This is a genomic window from Agrobacterium radiobacter (assembly GCF_040801995.1).
GTDB classification, from domain to species: domain Bacteria; phylum Pseudomonadota; class Alphaproteobacteria; order Rhizobiales; family Rhizobiaceae; genus Agrobacterium; species Agrobacterium radiobacter.
In genome coordinates this window covers 1,664,500-1,681,969 of the sequence record NZ_JBEGHX010000002.1, presented here as the reverse complement: position 1 = coordinate 1,681,969, position 17,470 = coordinate 1,664,500, and the positions used below count along the sequence as shown (strand labels likewise).

General features: G+C 60.1%; 15 protein-coding genes. 12 read left to right on the top strand and 3 right to left on the bottom strand.

From position 1 onward, the window contains the following. Positions 1–6: 6 nt before the first annotated feature. The gene (locus tag MRBLRC7O_RS21525; protein WP_111792703.1) at positions 7–1,221 is read right to left on the bottom strand and encodes an HlyD family secretion protein; all 1,215 of its coding nucleotides are present in this window, start codon (positions 1,219–1,221) and stop codon (positions 7–9) included. Positions 1,222–1,380: 159 nt separating this feature from the next. On the opposite strand from MRBLRC7O_RS21525, the gene MRBLRC7O_RS21520 reads away from it, so the two are divergent. The 6 genes from MRBLRC7O_RS21520 to MRBLRC7O_RS21495 all read left to right on the top strand — a co-directional run bounded on the left by MRBLRC7O_RS21520 (position 1,381) and on the right by MRBLRC7O_RS21495 (position 10,652). After that, complete coding sequence (locus MRBLRC7O_RS21520; protein ID WP_111834945.1) at positions 1,381–2,061, top strand: TetR/AcrR family transcriptional regulator; 681 nt, start codon at positions 1,381–1,383, stop codon at positions 2,059–2,061. Positions 2,062–2,243: 182 nt separating this feature from the next. Continuing rightward, the gene (locus MRBLRC7O_RS21515) at positions 2,244–3,005 is read left to right on the top strand and encodes a TerC family protein (protein WP_112495459.1); all 762 of its coding nucleotides are present in this window, start codon (positions 2,244–2,246) and stop codon (positions 3,003–3,005) included. 287 nt (positions 3,006–3,292) lie between these two features. Continuing rightward, entirely contained in the window at positions 3,293–5,065 is a 1,773-nt protein-coding gene (locus tag MRBLRC7O_RS21510) for an SLC13 family permease (RefSeq protein ID WP_099087096.1), read from the top strand. A 245-nt stretch (positions 5,066–5,310) separates the two neighbouring features. Then, entirely contained in the window at positions 5,311–6,768 is a 1,458-nt protein-coding gene (gltX, locus tag MRBLRC7O_RS21505) for a glutamate--tRNA ligase (RefSeq protein WP_080865049.1), read from the top strand. Positions 6,769–7,020: 252 nt separating this feature from the next. Then, positions 7,021–8,520 (top strand): lysine--tRNA ligase, encoded by a 1,500-nt coding sequence (gene lysS, locus MRBLRC7O_RS21500; RefSeq protein WP_112495428.1) that lies wholly within the window; start codon positions 7,021–7,023, stop codon positions 8,518–8,520. Positions 8,521–8,948: 428 nt separating this feature from the next. Continuing rightward, on the top strand, positions 8,949–10,652 hold the full coding sequence (locus MRBLRC7O_RS21495; protein ID WP_409338806.1) for a patatin-like phospholipase family protein: 1,704 nt from the start codon (positions 8,949–8,951) through the stop codon (positions 10,650–10,652). Between the two features lie 53 nt (positions 10,653–10,705). Here the strand turns inward: MRBLRC7O_RS21495 and MRBLRC7O_RS21490 are convergent, their stop codons facing one another. Next, on the bottom strand, positions 10,706–11,617 hold the full coding sequence (locus tag MRBLRC7O_RS21490) for a hypothetical protein (protein ID WP_162696747.1): 912 nt from the start codon (positions 11,615–11,617) through the stop codon (positions 10,706–10,708). Between the two features lie 314 nt (positions 11,618–11,931). Between MRBLRC7O_RS21490 and MRBLRC7O_RS21485 the strand changes: the two genes are divergently transcribed. The 5 genes from MRBLRC7O_RS21485 to MRBLRC7O_RS21465 all read left to right on the top strand — a co-directional run bounded on the left by MRBLRC7O_RS21485 (position 11,932) and on the right by MRBLRC7O_RS21465 (position 15,702). Next, a complete protein-coding gene (locus MRBLRC7O_RS21485) occupies positions 11,932–12,822 on the top strand; it encodes a metal ABC transporter substrate-binding protein (RefSeq protein ID WP_162696743.1) in 891 nt (296 codons plus the stop codon). Beyond that, complete coding sequence (locus MRBLRC7O_RS21480; RefSeq protein WP_162696742.1) at positions 12,819–13,727, top strand: manganese/iron ABC transporter ATP-binding protein; 909 nt, start codon at positions 12,819–12,821, stop codon at positions 13,725–13,727. The genes MRBLRC7O_RS21485 and MRBLRC7O_RS21480 overlap by 4 nt, the downstream gene beginning before the upstream one ends. After that, positions 13,708–14,568 (top strand): metal ABC transporter permease, encoded by an 861-nt coding sequence (locus MRBLRC7O_RS21475; RefSeq protein ID WP_003505419.1) that lies wholly within the window; start codon positions 13,708–13,710, stop codon positions 14,566–14,568. Before MRBLRC7O_RS21480 ends, MRBLRC7O_RS21475 begins: the two co-directional genes overlap by 20 nt. Continuing rightward, entirely contained in the window at positions 14,565–15,419 is an 855-nt protein-coding gene (locus tag MRBLRC7O_RS21470; RefSeq protein WP_112489091.1) for a metal ABC transporter permease, read from the top strand. Before MRBLRC7O_RS21475 ends, MRBLRC7O_RS21470 begins: the two co-directional genes overlap by 4 nt. Before the next feature lie 109 nt (positions 15,420–15,528). Further along, complete coding sequence (locus MRBLRC7O_RS21465; protein WP_003499086.1) at positions 15,529–15,702, top strand: DUF1328 domain-containing protein; 174 nt, start codon at positions 15,529–15,531, stop codon at positions 15,700–15,702. A gap of 57 nt (positions 15,703–15,759) precedes the next feature. On the opposite strand, the gene MRBLRC7O_RS21460 is transcribed toward MRBLRC7O_RS21465, so the two are convergent. Continuing rightward, positions 15,760–16,491: an SDR family oxidoreductase gene (locus MRBLRC7O_RS21460; RefSeq protein ID WP_003499083.1), complete on the bottom strand. Its 732-nt coding sequence runs from the start codon at positions 16,489–16,491 to the stop codon at positions 15,760–15,762. Between the two features lie 199 nt (positions 16,492–16,690). On the opposite strand from MRBLRC7O_RS21460, the gene MRBLRC7O_RS21455 reads away from it, so the two are divergent. Next, positions 16,691–17,464: an IclR family transcriptional regulator gene (locus tag MRBLRC7O_RS21455; RefSeq protein ID WP_087746748.1), complete on the top strand. Its 774-nt coding sequence runs from the start codon at positions 16,691–16,693 to the stop codon at positions 17,462–17,464. Positions 17,465–17,470: the final 6 nt, after the last annotated feature.

The following is a 17,470-nucleotide window of genomic DNA, read 5'->3' as shown; positions in this document are numbered from 1 at the left end:
CGCGCCTTACTTGGCTTCCGGGTTGACTTGCGCCGTTCTGGTGGTTTCCGGCGCCGTGCGGGTATCGACATCAACAACGACGCTGAGGCCGGCGCGGAGATTGTGCTTTTCAAGGTCTTCCTTGGAGAAGACGATACGAACAGGCACACGCTGGATGACCTTGGTGAAGTTACCCGTCGCATTTTCCGGCGGCAGCATGGAGAAGACCGAGCCCGAACCGGGCGAGATCGACTGCACTGTGCCTTCGATCGTCGCGTCGTCAAAAGCGTCGACATGCACGCGCACCTTCGAACCGGGCACGACGCGGGCAAGCTGCGTTTCCTTGAAATTGGCGTCGATATAAAGCTCGTTCATCGGCACCAACGAAGCCAGACGCTTGCCGACCGACACCAGATCACCGTTCTGCACACCGAGATTGCCGATGACGCCGTCATAAGGCGCCTTCAGAACCGTGAAGGCCAGATCGCGGGCAGCCTTGTCCTTGGAGAGCTGCAGCGAGCGGATGGTGCTTTCAGCTTCCTCGCGCTGGGCGCGCAGAAGCTCGACATTGGCCTTGGCCGACGCAATCGCCGCCTCGCCCGCCACGACATTCGCCCTGGCCTGATCGAGCGCTACCTGGGCGCTGTCGGAAGCGGCAACTGTGCCGACATCCTTCGCCTGCAGCTCGCTGGCGCGCTTCTGGGTGATTTCCGCGCCGCGAAGGGCGGCATCCAGCGCACCCTTCTGGGCAACGGCCTGTTCCTGCGCGGCTTCGCCGCCGATGATCTGCGCGTCGATACGCTTCAGCGAAAGTTCCTCGGTGCGGATCTGGGCTTCGGCCTGTTCCAGAGCGATGCGATAATCGCCATCATCAAGCGTCACCAGCGGGTCACCCGCCTTGACTTCCTGGTTCTCGACCACGTTCACCTTGGCGACGTAACCCGAAACCTTCGGCGCTATGACGGCGATATCACCTTCGATATAGGCGTCATCCGTCGACACCATGAAACGGCCATCGACCCACCAGTTGTAACCATACCAGCCGGCGCCGGCGAGAATGGCAAGGGCGAAGACCGGCAGAAGCGGCGAACGCTTCTTGGCCTTCGGCGCTGCAACGGTCTGGGACGGCTGCTGCGGCGCGGCCTCGGCCGGCTTTGCGGGAGAGGTCTCGGCCTTGGCAGAGATATCCGCCTCTTCCGCATCGTTGACGGCGCGAACCGCGCTATTCTTCTGGGCCGACATGAGAATGTACCGTGATAAATTGAAGAAAGTTTTTCGAACTGAACCGTTCGGTTCGATTGACATAATCTCTTTCCTGACACATATCAAGTGTCATCGAACCGATTGGTTCGACGTTCGGTTAATTTTTTTACGTCATTACGATGCTAAGAGGCGGCAGTGATGGCAGGTGAAGACAGGGATATGGAGACGGAAACGGGCTGTCCGGGCAATACCGCTGGGCGTTTTGCGGCGGGCGAAGACCCGGCCAAACGCGACCAGATTCTGGCCGGCGCCTGGCGCGTGTTCAAGCGCAAGGGCTTCGATGCGGCCAGCATGAACGACATCACCCGGGAAGCGGGCGTTTCCAAGGGCACGATCTATGTCTACTTCTCCAACAAGGAAGATTTGTTCGTTGCGCTCGTCGACCATCACCGCAACGAATTCGCCACCTCCATGCGCCATATTCTTGAGGGCACCGAGGAGGTACGCGAGGGGCTGGAACAGTTCGGCAAGGCTTTTGCCAACAAGATGATCTGTTCCGACATGATCCCCGCCATGCGCTCGGTGATCGGTGTCATCGATCGTATGCCGAAGCTGGCGCAGCGTTTTTTCCTCTCTGCGCCGAACAATGTGCGCACGGTGCTCCTGGATTTCATCGAGCATCAGGTCAAGATCGGCCATCTGAAGGTGGATGACCCCGAGTTGGCCGCCCGGCAATATATCGAGCTTTCCACCGGCACCTTCTTCAAACTGCGCCTGTTCGGGGAACTCGAAGGTCCAGTTCCCGAAGAGGAACTGGACCGGATAATCGGCAGCGCCGTCAATGTGTTTATGGCGGCTTACGGAACCGACAAGGCCTGAAATCATTCAGCAACGGGCGACCGGACCGGCAACGGGACAGTGCCCGATGCGCGGTTTGCGCGAAATTTCGATGAAATCTTGCCCATCACAGGGGCGGTCTCCTTGTTTCTCGCGTATTGCGCTATAAATTCCACCCACCGAATGTTTCGGGTGACCTTGTTGCTGAAAGGAAAAATTCCCTGATGGAGTCCGTTCTCCCTCTTCTGTCCGACCCCGCCGCCTGGGTGGCGCTCGTCACCCTGATCGTCATGGAGGTCGTGCTTGGTATCGACAACCTGATCTTCATCTCGATCCTCACCAACAAGCTGCCGCCTGAACAGCGCGAAAAAGCCCGCAAGATCGGCATCGGTCTTGCGCTCGTCATGCGGCTTGGCCTGCTCGGCACCGTCGCGTGGATCGTGCAGCTCACCACGCCGGTCTTCGAGCTCTTCGGCCACGCCTTCTCATGGAAGGACATGATCCTCATCGCCGGCGGTCTTTTCCTGATGTGGAAGGCCACCAAGGAAATCCACCACAATGTCGACCCGGAAGACCACAAGGAAGACATGGTCGGCGGCCCTGTAGGCATGAATTTCGGCGCCGCCATCGGCCAGATCCTGCTGCTCGACCTCGTCTTCTCGGTGGACAGCATCATCACTGCCGTTGGCATGACGCCGCATCTGCCGATCATGATCGTCGCTGTCATCGTCGCCGTCACCGTCATGCTTTTGGCCGCAACGCCGCTTGCCAACTTCATCGAGCGCAACCCCACCATCGTCATGCTGGCGCTCGCCTTCCTGATGATGATCGGCACGACACTGATTGCCGAAGGCATGGGCTTCCATGTTCCGAAGGGCTACGTTTATGCCGCCATGGCGTTTTCGGCGCTGGTGGAACTGCTCAATATGCTGGCCCGCAACGCGCGGCGTCGAAAGAAGGCGGAGGCCGCCGGCAACGTGCATTGACGTTGCCGTAACGTTTCCCTGATTTTCCGAGGCCCGTTTGCAGACGGGTCTCGGATTGAGGAAGGACCGCTCCTCATACTCCACGTCATCCTCGGCTCAAGGCCGAGGATGACGGAAAGCTTTAGGCCGATAGGCGGCCATCCAAAGCCTTCTGCGCGAAGCAGGCTTCCACCAATCGGACTCTTTATTTCCGTCCGGAACCTCAAAGCCGCGGCTTGCGTTTCAATGCATCCTCGCCTTACGCCCGGCGACGGCGCGTTTTTCTCCTTCGAAAGCAAACAGGCAGCATGACAACCGACCAGATCCTCGCCTTCACCGTGATCGCCGGCATGATGGTCGCGTTCATCTGGGACAGGCTGCGTTACGATGTCGTCGCCTGCAGCGCATTGCTGGTGGCGGTGGCGGTGGGGGTTGTGCCTTTCGAGAAGGCTTTCTCCGGTTTTTCGGATGATATCGTCATCATCGTCGGCAGCGCGCTGATCGTCAGTTCGGCCGTGGCGCGCTCCGGCATCGTGGATATGACGATCAAGAAATATTTTCCCGAAATGCACTCCAAGAGCCTGCAGCTTGCCTTCCTGATGATCGTCGTCGCCGTCATGTCGGCCTTCATCAAGAATATCGGCGCGCTCGCCATCATGATGCCGGTCGCTTTCCAGTTTGCCCGCAAATCCGGCAGCCCCGTTTCCTATTATCTGATGCCCATGGCCTTTGCCGCACTTCTGGGCGGGCTGATGACGCAGATCGGCACCTCGCCCAACATCGTCATCTCGCGGCTGCGCGAGGAGATGACCGGGCAGAGCTTTTCGATGTTCGACTTCACCCCCGTCGGCGCGGGACTGACAGTCATCGGCATCATCTTCCTGACTTTCGGTTATCGCCTTCTGCCGGTCCGCAACCGCCAGCAGGCATCGGTGGAGGATATTCTCGACCAGTCGGCCTATACCGCCGAAGCGACGCTGCCCGCCGACAGCACCTATGCGGACAAGCCGCTGCGCGAATTGCTCAAACAGGCCGATGGCGACGTCATCGCCAGCACCATCCTGCGCGGGCCGAGACGCATCTCCCCCTTCCCCGATGTGAAGCTCAAGGCCGGGGACACCGTGCTTCTCGAAGGTAGCCCGGAAGGGCTTGACCGCATCGTCTCGCAAGCAAAGCTGCTGCTGTCAGGCAAGCCGCTGATGGAGAACGGCCAGAAGACCGTCGATCTCATTTCCATGGAAGCGGTCATCAGCAATGAATCGGTGCTGAGCGGCATTTCGGCGCGCGAGCTTTCGCTCTCCTATACGCGCGGCGTCAATCTGATCGCCGTCAACCGCCGCGGCCAGCGCGTCAGCCAGCGGCTCTCCGAGCTGACATTGCAGGCGGGGGACGTCATTCTCTTGCAGGGCAGCCGCAAGAACCTGCCGCAGGTCCTGCAGGAATTTTCGCTCTTGCCACTGGCGCAGCGGGAAATCCTGCTTGGAGTGCAGCGCCGCGCGCTGCTACCCGTCATCGTGCTCGCCGCCGCCATGATCGCCGCCGGCAGCGGACTGGTGCCGGTCTCAGTCGCATTCTTCGCCGCCGCCTTCCTGATGATCCTCGTCGGCGCGATCCCGCTCACAGAGGTCTATAAATCCATCGACGGGCCGATCCTCGTCATGCTCGCCGCCCTCATTCCCGTCAGCGACAGTCTGCGCACCAGCGGGGCGAGCGAACTGATCGCCGCCTGGCTCGGCCATGCCGCACAGGGATTGCCGCCGTTTGCGGCGCTCGGCATGATCCTGCTCACCGCCATGGCGGTCACGCCCTTTCTCAACAATGCCGCAACCGTGCTGGTCATGGCCCCCATCGCCGCAGGTTTCGCCACCACACTCGGCTTCAGGCCGGAAGCCTTCCTGATGGCGGTGGCGATCGGCGCGGGCTGCGATTTTCTCACGCCCATCGGCCACCAGTGCAACACGCTGGTGATGGGCCCCGGCGGTTACCGCTTCAGCGACTACCCGCGCCTCGGCCTGCCGCTGTCGATCATGATCGTCATCGCCAGCATTCCGATGCTGCTTTACGTCTGGCCGGTTTCCTGAAACTTTTCGGGGAAAAGCGCGGCATCCTTGCATCGCAGCAATGCGTTGAGGCAAGACGGTAAATATCCTTATTTCCTTGACGCCTGCGGCATAATATGGCCTAAGCCGATGCCGAACGGGAATGTGCAAAAGCGCGCGTGACACGCGCCTTTCCGCATGATTTCCTGCCGCATTCAAACGAAAACTCCGTGATATAAGGGCGACTTCGCCCCCATGTCACTGCCACGTCACGACGAGTGAATTTCATGACCACTTCCGGCGTTCGCGTCCGCATTGCACCTTCCCCCACCGGCGAGCCCCATGTCGGCACCGCTTACATCGCGCTGTTCAATTACCTCTTCGCCAAGAAACATGGCGGCGAGTTCATCCTGCGCATCGAGGATACCGACGCCACCCGCTCGACGCTGGAATATGAGCAGAAGGTGCTCGAGGCGCTGCGCTGGACCGGCCTCACCTGGTCGGAAGGCCCTGACGTCGGCGGTCCTTACGGTCCCTATCGCCAGTCCGAGCGCAAGCCGATGTACTGGCCCTATGCTGAAGAGCTGCTGGAAAAAGGCCATGCCTTCCGCTGTTTCTGCACGCCCGAGCGGCTGGAGCAGATGCGCGAGGCCCAGCGCGCGGCCGGCAAGCCGCCGAAATATGACGGCCTTTGCCTCCACCTGAAGGCCGAGGAAGTGACCGCCCGCGTCGCCGCCGGCGAAGCCAACGTCGTGCGCATGAAGATCCCGACCGAAGGTTCGTGCGATTTCCATGACGGCGTTTACGGCGATGTCTCGATCCCCTGGGATTCGGTTGACATGCAGGTGCTGATCAAGGCCGACGGCATGCCGACCTATCACATGGCAAATGTCATCGATGACCATCTGATGAAGATCACTCATGTGGCGCGCGGCGAGGAATGGCTGGCATCCGTGCCGAAGCACATCCTGCTTTACCGTTATTTCGGCTGGGAACAGCCGGTGTTCATGCATCTTTCGCTGATGCGCAACGCCGACAAGTCGAAGCTCTCCAAGCGCAAGAACCCGACCTCGATCTCCTATTACTCCGCTCTCGGCTACCTGCCGGAAGCGCTGATGAACTTCCTCGGCCTGTTCTTCATCCAGATCGCTGAAGGCGAAGAGCTTTTGACCATGGAAGAACTGGCGGCGAAGTTCGACCCGGAAGCGTTGTCCAAGGCCGGCGCCATCTTCGATATCCAGAAGCTGGACTGGCTGAACGGCCGCTGGCTGCGCGAGAAGCTCACACCGGAAGAATTCATTGCCCGCACGCTGGAATGGGCGATGGAGAATGCACGCCTGACCGAAGGCCTGAAGCTTGCGCAGAGCCGTATTTCCAAGCTCGGCGAATTGCCCAACCTTGCAGGCTTCCTGCTTTCAAGCGACGTTGGCCTCACGCCCGCGTCGTTTGCCGGTCTCAAAAGCAAACCGGAGGAAATCCACGAGATCCTCACCACGGTTGCCACCGACCTTGAAAAAATGCCGGACTGGAACGTGGAAGCGATCGAGGCCGAGCTGCGCGACATTGCCGAACGCACCGGCAAGAAGCTGCGCATCGTCACGCCGCCGCTCTTCGTTGCCGTGTCCGGTTCCTCGCGCTCGCTGCCGCTGTTCGATAGCATGGCGCTGCTCGGCCGCTCCGTGGTGCGCCAGCGGCTGAAGATGGCGATTGCTGTCGTGGCCACGATGGTTGGCAGCGGAAGCTGATAGTTTAATGCTGCCGGGTAACGGCAGCATTCTGAAATATACCCCTCTGCTCGGGGCACCCCCTCCGCCCTGCCGGGCATCTCCCCCTCAAGGGGGGAGATCAGATGGCGCACCCGCCCGTTCCATGGGCAAGGTGTACGCCGCTTGTCGATCTCCCCCCTTGAGGGGGAGATGTCCGGCAGGACAGAGGGGGGTAAACCCAGAGTGGGATGGGTAACCGTAACAAGCAAAGCCCGCTAAAGGCGAAGAACAATGAACGACAAGACAACCGAAACCACCGCCCTTTCCTCCGACGCGACAGAAGTGCGCCGCCAGAAACTTGCGCTGCTGCGCGAGCAGATCGGCGACGTTTATCCGGCGCATTTCCACCGCACGCTGACCAATGCGGAGCTGGCGGAAAAATATGCCGATATCGAAGCCGACGTCGAAACCGGCGACACGGTGACGGTGGCGGGCCGCGTTTATTCCTCGCGCAATTCCGGCATGTTCATGGATATCCATGACGCCTCCGGCAAGGTGCAGATCTTCTCCCACAAGGATACGACGCCGGAAGTGGCGCGCAATCTGCTGCCGATGATCGACATCGGCGACATCATCGGCGTGACCGGCAAGGTGCGCCGCACCAAGCGCGGCGAGCTGACGATCAACGCCGAAGAAATCACCATGCTCACCAAGTCGCTGCTGCCGATGCCGGAAAAATGGCACGGTGTCTCCGATATTGAGCTGCGTTACCGCAAGCGCCATCTCGATATTCTGGCGAACGAGGACTCCAAGCTGCGCTTCCTGCAGCGCTCGAAGATCCTGTCCGGCATCCGTCGCTTCATGGAGGCCGAAGGCTTCCTCGAAGTGGAAACGCCGATGCTGCAGACAGTTTATGGCGGTGCGACGGCCGATCCGTTCAAGACCTTCCACAACACGCTGAAGATGGACATGTATCTGCGCATCGCGCCGGAACTGTTCCTGAAGCGCACGCTGGTATCCGGCCTTTCCGACAAGGTCTTTGAAATCAACCGCAACTTCCGCAATGAAGGCGTTTCCACAAGGCACAATCCTGAATTCACCATGATGGAGTGCTATTGGGCCTATGCCGACTACGAAGACATCATGGGTCTCGTGGAGCGGCTGTTCGAGACGCTGGCGATTGCCCTGCACGGCACGACCGAGGTTGAATTCCAGGGCCAGACGATTTCCTTCAAGGGTCCGTTCAAGCGCGTGCCTATGCCTGACGCGGTAAAGGAAGCGACCGGTATCGACTTCCTCGCCATCAAGACCGACGAAGAAGCCCGCGCCGCCGCCAAGGCCGCCGGTTTTGCCGTCGAGAAGGACTGGACCTGGGGCGAATGCCTTGCCTTCATCTTCGAGGAGAAGGTGGAAGGCACGCTGATCCAGCCGAGCCACGTCACGCATTTCCCGAAGGACATCTCGCCCTTCGCCAAGGAAGTGCCGGGCGAACCGCGCCTCGTGGAGCGTTTCGAAAGCTATTGCAATGCCTGGGAAGTGGGCAACGCCTTCTCCGAACTCAACGATCCGGAAGAACAGCGCCGCCGCATGGTGGAGCAGCTGGAGCAGGCGCATGCCCGCGGCGAAAAGGACAAGCAGCTGGACGACGAGTTCCTCGACGCCATCGACCAGGGCATGCCGCCCGCCGGTGGTCTGGGTATCGGCGTCGATCGCCTGATCATGCTCTTGACCAACGCTCCGTCGATCCGCGACGTCATCCTCTTCCCGGCCCGCCGCAACAAGGCGGACTGATCGGACGAAACCCGGGGGCGGCCTCGCGGCCGCCTGCCGCTCCCCGATTGTCTCGCTGGTGGCGAAGGGGACGTATTTTTTCAGCGTCATCCTCGGGCCTGTGCCGAGGACCTAATCACGTCCAATAAAGTCAATCCGTTGCAGATCCTCGGGACAGGCCCGAGGATGACGCCGGAGTGTGTGGCGAGATTTCGCTCCGTTTGCCTGTCGGTTTTCCTCTCCATACATAGACACGGCAAGTAACTATCCGGCCATCTGTGAGCGGATCGAATAAATTCATATAACTTTTAGTAGAATATACTGGCGACATCGCCTCAACTTGTGATACCCATTCCGCATCATTCGCATTGTGTTTGACGGCTTTCGATCAAGGGCCGCCGGGGGAGATACGCATGCCCGAGAATGAGCTTCCCAGATACCAGCCCGATATGTTCGCAACACCTGAAAAGGAATGCGACGTGGTGATGAAGGGCGGCATCACCTCCGGTGTCGTTTATCCCTATGCGGTTCTGGAACTGGCGCGCCGATACCGTTTCCGCTCGATTGGCGGCACATCGGCCGGGGCGATTGCCGCCGCTTTCGCGGCTGCGGCGGAATATTCCCGCACAGTCAGGAAAGATCCTGACGGGTTCACCCGCCTGCAGGCCCATTGCGACACGATACCCACTATTCTGGACAGGCTTTTCCAGCCGGAGCGCCGTTTTCGCCCCCTGATGCGTTATCTGCTGTGGGCGCAGGCCGGTGGCTGGCCGGGCAAGGTTTTGGGCTTGCCCATGGCTTTTCCGCTGGCAGCCATAGCAGGCATTGTCATCGGCGCCGGCATCTTGTGGGCTCTGGGTGGCGGTTGCGCCGGGTCCATTCTCGGCGGGTTGGTGGGCATGCTGGCCGGCATCCTTGGCCAGATCCTGTGGCTGGTTTTTCATCGGTTGCCGAAGGACGGCTTCGGCTTCTGTTCAGGACTGACGGTTTCCGATCGGGAGGTTCCGGGCCTGACGGAATGGCTGCATGCCTCGATCCAGGACATTGCTTTCGGCAGCGACGCTGCGACAGCGCCGCCGCTGACCTTCGGCGATCTCATTGGCGCGGAGCCGGAGAAGCCGGTCATAAACCTGAAGATGGTCACGACGAACCTGTCGATGCGGCGGCCGCACACGCTTCCGACCACGAATCTCATGGTGGCTTACGACCCGAAGGAATGGAGCCAGCTGTTCCCCGCTGGCGTGATGGACTGGCTAAAGCAGATCGCGACACCGGGCGGCCCCTTTCCCGAACTCAAGGCCTTTCCGGAGCCCGCCCAGCTGCCCGTCATCATCGCAACGCGCATGAGCCTGAGTTTCCCGGTCCTGTTCAAGGCCATTCCGGCCTATACCAATGATCGCGGCACGCTGGATATAGTGCGACGCATCAGCGGCGACGCTCGGCCCGTCATGAAGGCGAAAATCTGGTTCTCCGATGGCGGCATCAGCAGCAACTTTCCAATTCATCTTTTCGACGCCCTGCTTCCGTCGCGTCCGACTTTCGCCCTCAGCCTTGATGAATTGCCGAAATCCATCGCCGGCAGCAAGAAGCGCGTCACTATCCCGCAGGCGGCCGGCGAAGGGATAGGCGTGCCCGTTCACAAGATGGAAAAAATGAGCGGCTTCCTGGGCAGCATCCTCAGTTCGGCGAAGGACTGGCAGGATCAATCCCTTGCCACCATGCCCGGCCAAAGGGGGCGCATTGCCCGCGTTTTCCTCAATGAGGAGGAAGGCGGGCTAAACCTCACCATGCCGCCGGAACGCTCGGCAAAACTGATGAGCTACGGCCTCGAGGTCGGATCGCTTTTTGCAAATGGCGCGCTGGATTTCGACGAGCATCGCTGGCGACGGACGCTTGTTGCCTATGACCGGCTGGAAGACGCGGTGTTTGCGACTGGGCGCCTGTGGAGCGAAGGCAAATATGAAGAATGGCTGACGGGTTACATTGACGAGATCAAAAGCTACGAAGCCGTGACGAAGGGTGAACGGGAAAAGCTGATCGCCCGAATTGCCGCCTTTGCCGCCCTGTCGCAGAGTTTCTCTCCGGCAATCGTCAACAAGCGCAAGAAATTTCCAAATCCGGCTGGCCGTCTGCGGATCGGACCCGATATCTGACGCACCGGGGGCAAGGTCGCCGGAAGGTTTCTCCGAGAACCGCCCTCGCCCCCTTAGTGACTTCCGGCCTTCTTCTCCGCACCCGGTTCTTCCGCAGGCGCATTTTCGGTCGCCGGCTTCTCTTCCGCCGCCTGTGCGGTCGTCGAGCCTTTTCCGAAGATCAGCGATTTCAGGTAGGACAGGCTGAAGATGCTGCCGCCATCGGCTTCCGGTGTCGAGGTCAGAAGTTCATCGGTGGTGGGTTCGCCATGCGCTTCGGGAGACGGGGTTTCGCCATGGGTTTCCGCACCGGCGCCGCCTTCCTTGGTTTCCGCCGGCGCGCCGCCGTGGCCGCCTGCGCCATCATCCTTGGTTTCGCCGTGGCCCGTCGCGCTCTTTGCGGGTTTTGCGTCGTGGCCTTCAGAGCCGGCATCCAGAGCCGGGGTCGCACAATCTGCTGAATCGCTGAGGCTTGCCGCCAGCGCTTCGGTATCTTCCAGCGGCAAATCGATGCGCAGCCCGTAAAATTGCCCGGCGCCGTTTGCCACGCCATCGTAATAAAAAGCCGAATAACGCCGCGCCTCCGCACCCTCAGGGATTTTGGCGAGGTCCGGAATGAAAACCACCTGTGCGGCAATGGCGCGGCCGCGCATTTCCGAGCGCAGCTGCGGACCGTTCTTGTCGAGCACGGAGACCTGAACCAGATCGGGTTTCTGCTTGTCGTAAACCGCCCTGGCGACGCGAAGCGCGGTCTTCAGCCGCTCGGTACCATCACCGCCCTGGGTACGAATGAATTTGCGGACCCATAAAGAACCGTTCTTGCGAATGTTGACTGTCTGGACCGCGTCGCAGGAGAGCCCGTTGGTGGAAGCGTAGGATGGACCAAGCAGCCGATCGCTGCCGATGAATACGGCAGCAGAACCGGTCGCACCCGCCAAAAGCAGGATCCCGCCTCCAATCATAACGAGCTTGCGCGAAAACCGCATTCGTCCGAATACAGCTTTCACCCGCAACATCCTGACATCAAGTACCCCGTCTTACGCCCTCATCCCAAAACGTGGCTCGATGGATGAGGAACACACGCGGGACAAGCTACGGACCACGCTGTCCGAGCCCTGCGATAGTGCCGCTTTCTCATTGAAAAAAGTTTAATCCCACTGGCGCGTCGCCGGCAAAAACGCACCATTTTCAGACATTCTTGAAATCCACTAATTTGCGAATGATTTGCAATAGCGTTGACAAGGGTGATTTTATAACAGATGGTATTGCGAATTAATCGCAACAAAATCTGGTGAGCCCCGTGAACTTTCAAAAAATCCGGCATGCAGTTTTCGCCCTCTCGCTTTTTCTCCCCGGTGCGGCCCTTGCCCAGGAAAAACCTGTTGTCGTGACGACCTTCACCATCATCGCGGATATGGCGCGCAACGTGGCGGGCGATGCGGCCGAGGTGGAAAGCATCACCAAGCCGGGTGCGGAAATTCACAATTACCAGCCGACGCCGCGCGATATTCTCAAAGCCCGCAAGGCCGATCTGGTGCTTCGCAACGGCCTCAATCTGGAATTGTGGTTCGAGAAGTTCCTGGTCAACCTTTCCGGCGTGCCGAGCGTGACGGTGAGCGAGGGCGTGAAACCCATGGCGATCAGCGGCGGTGCGTACCAAGGAAAACCCAATCCGCACGCCTGGATGTCCCCTGATAACGCCTTGATCTACGTGGAAAATATCCGCAAGGGCCTGACGGATATCGACCCTGCCCATGCCGATGTCTATGCCGCCAATGCCAAGGTCTATTCGGACAAGATCAAGGCCACCGTGCAGCCGATCCGCGACACGCTTTCCGTCCTGCCTGAAAACAAGCGCTGGTTGGTAACGAGCGAAGGCGCTTTTTCTTATCTCGCCCGTGATTTCGGCCTGAAGGAACTGTTCCTGTGGCCGGTCAATGCCGACAGCCAGGGCACACCGCAGCAGGTTCGCGGCGTGATCGACGCCATGCGCGAGCACAATATCAACGTCATCTTCAGCGAAAGCACGGTTTCCGCCGATCCCGCCCAGCAGGTGGCCAAGGAAACCGGTGCGGCCTATGGCGGCATTCTTTATGTGGATTCGCTGAGCGAAGCCGATGGTCCGGTTCCGACCTATCTCGACCTCCTGCGCGTGACGAGCGAAACCATCGCCAAGGGGCTGTCTTCATGAGAATGGGCAGTAAAAAATCAGGCGGCGGCCTGACGGTTCAAAATGCGACAGTGACCTATCGAAACGGCCACACCGCATTAAGAAATGCCAGCTTTTCCATCCCCCGCGGAACGATCACTGCACTTGTCGGCGTCAATGGCGCCGGCAAGTCCACGATTTTCAAGGCGATCATGGGTTTCGTGCCTTTGGCCGCCGGTTCCGTCTCTATCTTCGACCTGCCGGTGAAGGAAGCGCTCAGGAAAAACCTTGTCGCCTACGTGCCGCAGGCCGAGGAGGTGGACTGGAGTTTTCCGGTGCTGGTGGAGGATGTGGTGATGATGGGCCGTTATGGCCATATGAATTTCCTGCGCATCCCCTCGAAAAGCGACCACCAGATGGTGGAAGAGGCGCTGAAACGCGTCAACATGCTCGATTATCGCAAGCGCCAGATCGGTGAGCTCTCGGGCGGGCAGAAGAAGCGGGTGTTTCTGGCCCGCGCGCTGGCGCAGGAGGGTCAGGTGATCCTGCTGGACGAGCCTTTTACCGGTGTCGATGTGACAACGGAAGAGCAGATCGTCACGCTTCTGAAGGCGCTGCGAGACGAGGGCCGGGTCATGCTGGTCTCCACCCATAATCTCGGCAGCGTGCCGGAATTCTGTGACCGCGCCGTCTTCGTCAAGGGCACGGTTCTGGCATCGGGCAAGACGGCGGATACCTTCAACGAGGAGAACCTGCAAAAGGCCTTTGGCGGCAGCCTTCGCCACTTCGTGCTTGGCGGGGCCGACCTGCATAACGACGCCGATCCGCGGCGGGTGAAGGTCATTACCGATGATGAGCGGCCCTTTGTGATCTACGGCAAGAACGGCCAGAACGGGCACGATCCTGAGGCTCCGAAAGAAAAAGTCGATGATAAACAGCCTTCTTGAGCCCTTCACCTATGGTTATATGCTGAACGCCATCTGGGTCAGCGCGCTGGTAGGCGGCGTCTGCGGTTTCCTCTCGGCCTATCTGATGCTGAAGGGCTGGTCGCTGATCGGCGATGCTCTTTCCCATGCCATCGTTCCCGGCGTTGCGGGCGCCTATATGCTGGGCCTGCCCTTTTCGCTCGGTGCGTTCCTTTCCGGCGGGCTTGCGGCCGGCTCCATGCTGTTCCTGAACCAGAAGACGCGACTGAAGGAAGACGCGATCATCGGGCTGATCTTTACCTCGTTTTTCGGGCTCGGGCTGTTCATGGTGTCGCTCTCGCCCACCTCGGTGAATATCCAGACCATCGTGCTCGGCAATATTCTCGCGATCACCACCGAAGACACGATCCAGCTGGCGCTGATCGGCGGTATCAGCCTCATCGTGCTGGCGCTGAAATGGCGTGACTTCATGGTGGTGTTCTTCGATGAGAACCACGCCCGCACCGTGGGGCTGAAACCGGAAGTGCTGAAGGTGATCTTCTTCACCCTGCTGGCCGCCTCCACGGTTGCCGCCCTTCAGACGGTCGGGGCCTTCCTCGTCGTTGCCATGGTGGTGACGCCGGGCGCCACCGCCTATCTCTTGACCGACCGTTTCGAGCGACTGATCCTGATGAGCCTGATCATCGGCGCGGCCACCAGCTTCGTCGGTGCTTACCTCAGCTATTTCCTCGATGGTGCGACCGGCGGCGTCATCGTCGTGCTGCAGACGGCAATCTTCCTTGCCGCCTTCGTTTTTGCGCCCAAACACGGGCTTCTCGCTTCCAGGGCCAAGGCCCGCAAGGCGCTGGAGGAAACGCCATGAGCGACTATCTCGAACTCGCCATCCTGCCGTTTCAGCTGCCCTTCATGCAATATGCTTTCGTGATCACGCTGATGATCGCGGTGCCGATGGCGATGCTGTCCTGTTTTCTGGTGCTGAAGGGCTGGTCGCTGATGGGCGATGCGGTTTCCCACGCCGTGCTGCCCGGCGTGGTGGTGGCCTATATTGTCGGCATCCCGCTGTCCATCGGTGCGTTCATCGCCGGCATGATCTGTGCGCTCGGCACCGGTTTCATCAAGGAAAACAGCCGCATCAAGGAAGACACGGTGCTCGGCATCGTCTTTTCCGGCATGTTCGGGCTGGGGCTGGTGCTTTATGTGAAGGTGCAGAGCGACGTGCATCTCGATCACATCCTCTTCGGCGACATGCTGGGCATTACGCCCTCAGACATGCTGGAGACGGGCCTGATCGCGCTTTTCGCCACGCTGTTCCTCGGCATCCTGCGCAAGGACCTGCTGGTCAACGCCTTCGATGCGCAGCACGCCAAAGCCATCGGCCTGCCGGTGCGTATCCTGCATTACGGTCTGCTGATGGTTTTGTCGCTGACCGTGGTTGGCGCGCTGAAGGCGGTGGGCATCATCCTCTCGGTCGCCATGCTGGTGGCGCCGGGCGCTATCGCCTTCCTGCTGACCCGGCGTTTCTCCGCCATGCTGCTGGTGGCGATTACGGTAGCGGTCGCCTCATCGCTTTCGGGCATATGGCTGAGCTTCCTGATCGACAGTGCGCCGGCCCCCACCATCGTCATGTTCATGAGCCTTGCTTTCGTTGCCACCTTCATCCGCACCACCTGGAAGGCCCGGCGGATCGACGCGGCGGGGGAAACAGGCTTCTAAAACAACGATTTTTGCGGGCGTGTGGAACATTTTCCCCTTTTGCGCGTCATTTTACTGAGCCAGTCGCGGGGCGGCTGGCTCGGGAAAATTATGCAAAAGGGGAAGCACCATGCTGAAGTGGGCTCTTATTTTCTTTGTCATTTCTTTGATCGCAGGCGTGTTCGGCTTTACCGGCATTTCGGCAGCTGCGGCGGGCGTGGCCCGAATCCTGTTCTTCATCGCCGTGGTGATCTTCCTGGTCTTCCTCGTGCTTGCACTGATGGCCGGAAGCGCCGTCGTCTGAATGAAAAAGGCGACCGGGTTTTACGCCGGTCGCCTCTCCTCTCTCCCGTAATGGAATTCAGCCTGTCCAACCGCCGTCGATCACATGGATCTGGCCGGTGGTGAAGCCCGCTTCATCCGAAGCAAGATAGGTGACGAGCGCGGCGATTTCTTCCGGCGTGGCGATACGGCCCATCGGCTGGCGGGCGATGAAATCGGCCAGCGCCTGTTCGTAGTTGCCGGTGGCGCGCAGTCGGTCATGCAAGGACGGGCTGTCGACCGTGCCGGGGCAGATGGCGTTGCAGCGGATGCCCTTGGTGACGAAGTCAGCGGCAATCGCCTTTGTCAGGCCCACCACGGCAGCTTTCGAGGCGGTATAGGCGAAACGATTCGGCACGCCCTTCACGCTTGATGCAACCGAGGACATGTTGACGATCGCGCCCTTGCCCTTTTCCAGCATGCCGGGCAGGAAGGCGCGGCAGGTGCGATACATGGCCTTGGCGTTGAGATCGAAGGAGAAATCCCAGTCCTTCTCTTCGCAGTCCAGAATGGTGCCGGAATGAACGAAGCCGGCGCAGTTGAACAGCACATCCGCATGGCCGATATCGGCAGCGAAATCCTTGACGCCATCGCCATCAAGCACGTTCAGAACCCGGGTTTCCGCGCCCTTGAGCGTGGAAAGCGCCTGCTCGTTGATATCAGTGGCGATGACGCGCGCGCCGAGCGAGATGAACCGCTCCGCCGTCGCCCGGCCGATACCCTGACCGGCGGCGGTGATCACCACTGTCCGGCCGTTAAAATCCTGCACCATGAATAGCCTCCCGCTAAGGCGCGCCCGCCCTTCGGGGACCGGACCGCTGAATTTCGATGATCTCAAATATGGATCGACAATTCATATGTAAACGCGGTATTCATATGGCGTCAAGCAAACTTGCGCGGATGTCGGGTATCGGGCAACCATATTTTATGGCGCCTCCACCGGGCACTCATAGAAAACACATCGAGGCCAGATGACCGACGACGACAGCGAAAGATATCGCGCTCCCGCCCTCGACAAGGGTCTCGACATTCTCGAGCTTCTGGCCCGCACCGATGGCGGGCTGACGCAGATTGAGATCGCCAAGTCTATCGGTAAAAGCCCGAACGAGCTTTATCGCATGCTGGACCGGCTGGTGCGCCGCGGCTACGTGCAGCGACTTGACGGCGACCGGTTTTCGCTGACGCTGAAGATGTTCGGGCTGGCGCATTTCCATGCACCGATACGCCGGCTGGTCTCTTTTGCCGCACCTGTCATGCGCGATTTTTCGGCCAGCGCTGAGCAGGCCTGTCATCTGGCCGTTTATGACCGCGGCAGCGTCGTCGTCATCGCCCAGCAGGAATCCGCCACCTATTGGGCCATGTCCATGCGGGTCGGCGCGCAGATGAGTCTGTTCCACACCGGCTCCGGCCATGTGCTCTTGGCCTTCCAGACCGAGGCGCAACGTGAGATCATGATAACCGAGCAGGTGCGCGGCAGCGGCGAAACCGTGCCGCCCTCCCTCGCCGAGCGGCTGGCGGAGGTGCGCAAAAACGGTTTCGAATCCATGGACAGCCTTCAGACCGCCGGCGTGCGCAATATTTCCGCGCCGGTGCTGACGCTCGATGGCACGGCGCTCGCCGTTATCACCTGCCCCTATATCACACCGCTTGGCGGCAAGGCGCCGACACGTGAGGCCTGCGAAGCACTGATCCGCGAGGCGGCAAAGCGGATTTCCGAAGTGGCGACCGGAAACGGAAATTCCTGAAACGCA

Bases quoted from the DNA above. Each gene is read 5' to 3' on its own strand.
- MRBLRC7O_RS21525 (WP_111792703.1), bottom strand. From the start codon at position 1,221: ATGTCGGCCCAGAAGAATAGCGCGGTTCGCGCCGTCAACGATGCGGAA.
- MRBLRC7O_RS21520 (WP_111834945.1), top strand. From the start codon at position 1,381: ATGGCAGGTGAAGACAGGGATATGGAGACGGAAACGGGCTGTCCGGGC.
- MRBLRC7O_RS21515 (WP_112495459.1), top strand. From the start codon at position 2,244: ATGGAGTCCGTTCTCCCTCTTCTGTCCGACCCCGCCGCCTGGGTGGCG.
- MRBLRC7O_RS21510 (WP_099087096.1), top strand. From the start codon at position 3,293: ATGACAACCGACCAGATCCTCGCCTTCACCGTGATCGCCGGCATGATG.
- gltX (WP_080865049.1), top strand. From the start codon at position 5,311: ATGACCACTTCCGGCGTTCGCGTCCGCATTGCACCTTCCCCCACCGGC.
- lysS (WP_112495428.1), top strand. From the start codon at position 7,021: ATGAACGACAAGACAACCGAAACCACCGCCCTTTCCTCCGACGCGACA.
- MRBLRC7O_RS21495 (WP_409338806.1), top strand. From the start codon at position 8,949: ATGTTCGCAACACCTGAAAAGGAATGCGACGTGGTGATGAAGGGCGGC.
- MRBLRC7O_RS21490 (WP_162696747.1), bottom strand. From the start codon at position 11,617: ATGCGGTTTTCGCGCAAGCTCGTTATGATTGGAGGCGGGATCCTGCTT.
- MRBLRC7O_RS21480 (WP_162696742.1), top strand. From the start codon at position 12,819: ATGAGAATGGGCAGTAAAAAATCAGGCGGCGGCCTGACGGTTCAAAAT.
- MRBLRC7O_RS21475 (WP_003505419.1), top strand. From the start codon at position 13,708: ATGATAAACAGCCTTCTTGAGCCCTTCACCTATGGTTATATGCTGAAC.
- MRBLRC7O_RS21470 (WP_112489091.1), top strand. From the start codon at position 14,565: ATGAGCGACTATCTCGAACTCGCCATCCTGCCGTTTCAGCTGCCCTTC.
- MRBLRC7O_RS21465 (WP_003499086.1), top strand. From the start codon at position 15,529: ATGCTGAAGTGGGCTCTTATTTTCTTTGTCATTTCTTTGATCGCAGGC.
- MRBLRC7O_RS21460 (WP_003499083.1), bottom strand. From the start codon at position 16,491: ATGGTGCAGGATTTTAACGGCCGGACAGTGGTGATCACCGCCGCCGGT.
- MRBLRC7O_RS21455 (WP_087746748.1), top strand. From the start codon at position 16,691: ATGACCGACGACGACAGCGAAAGATATCGCGCTCCCGCCCTCGACAAG.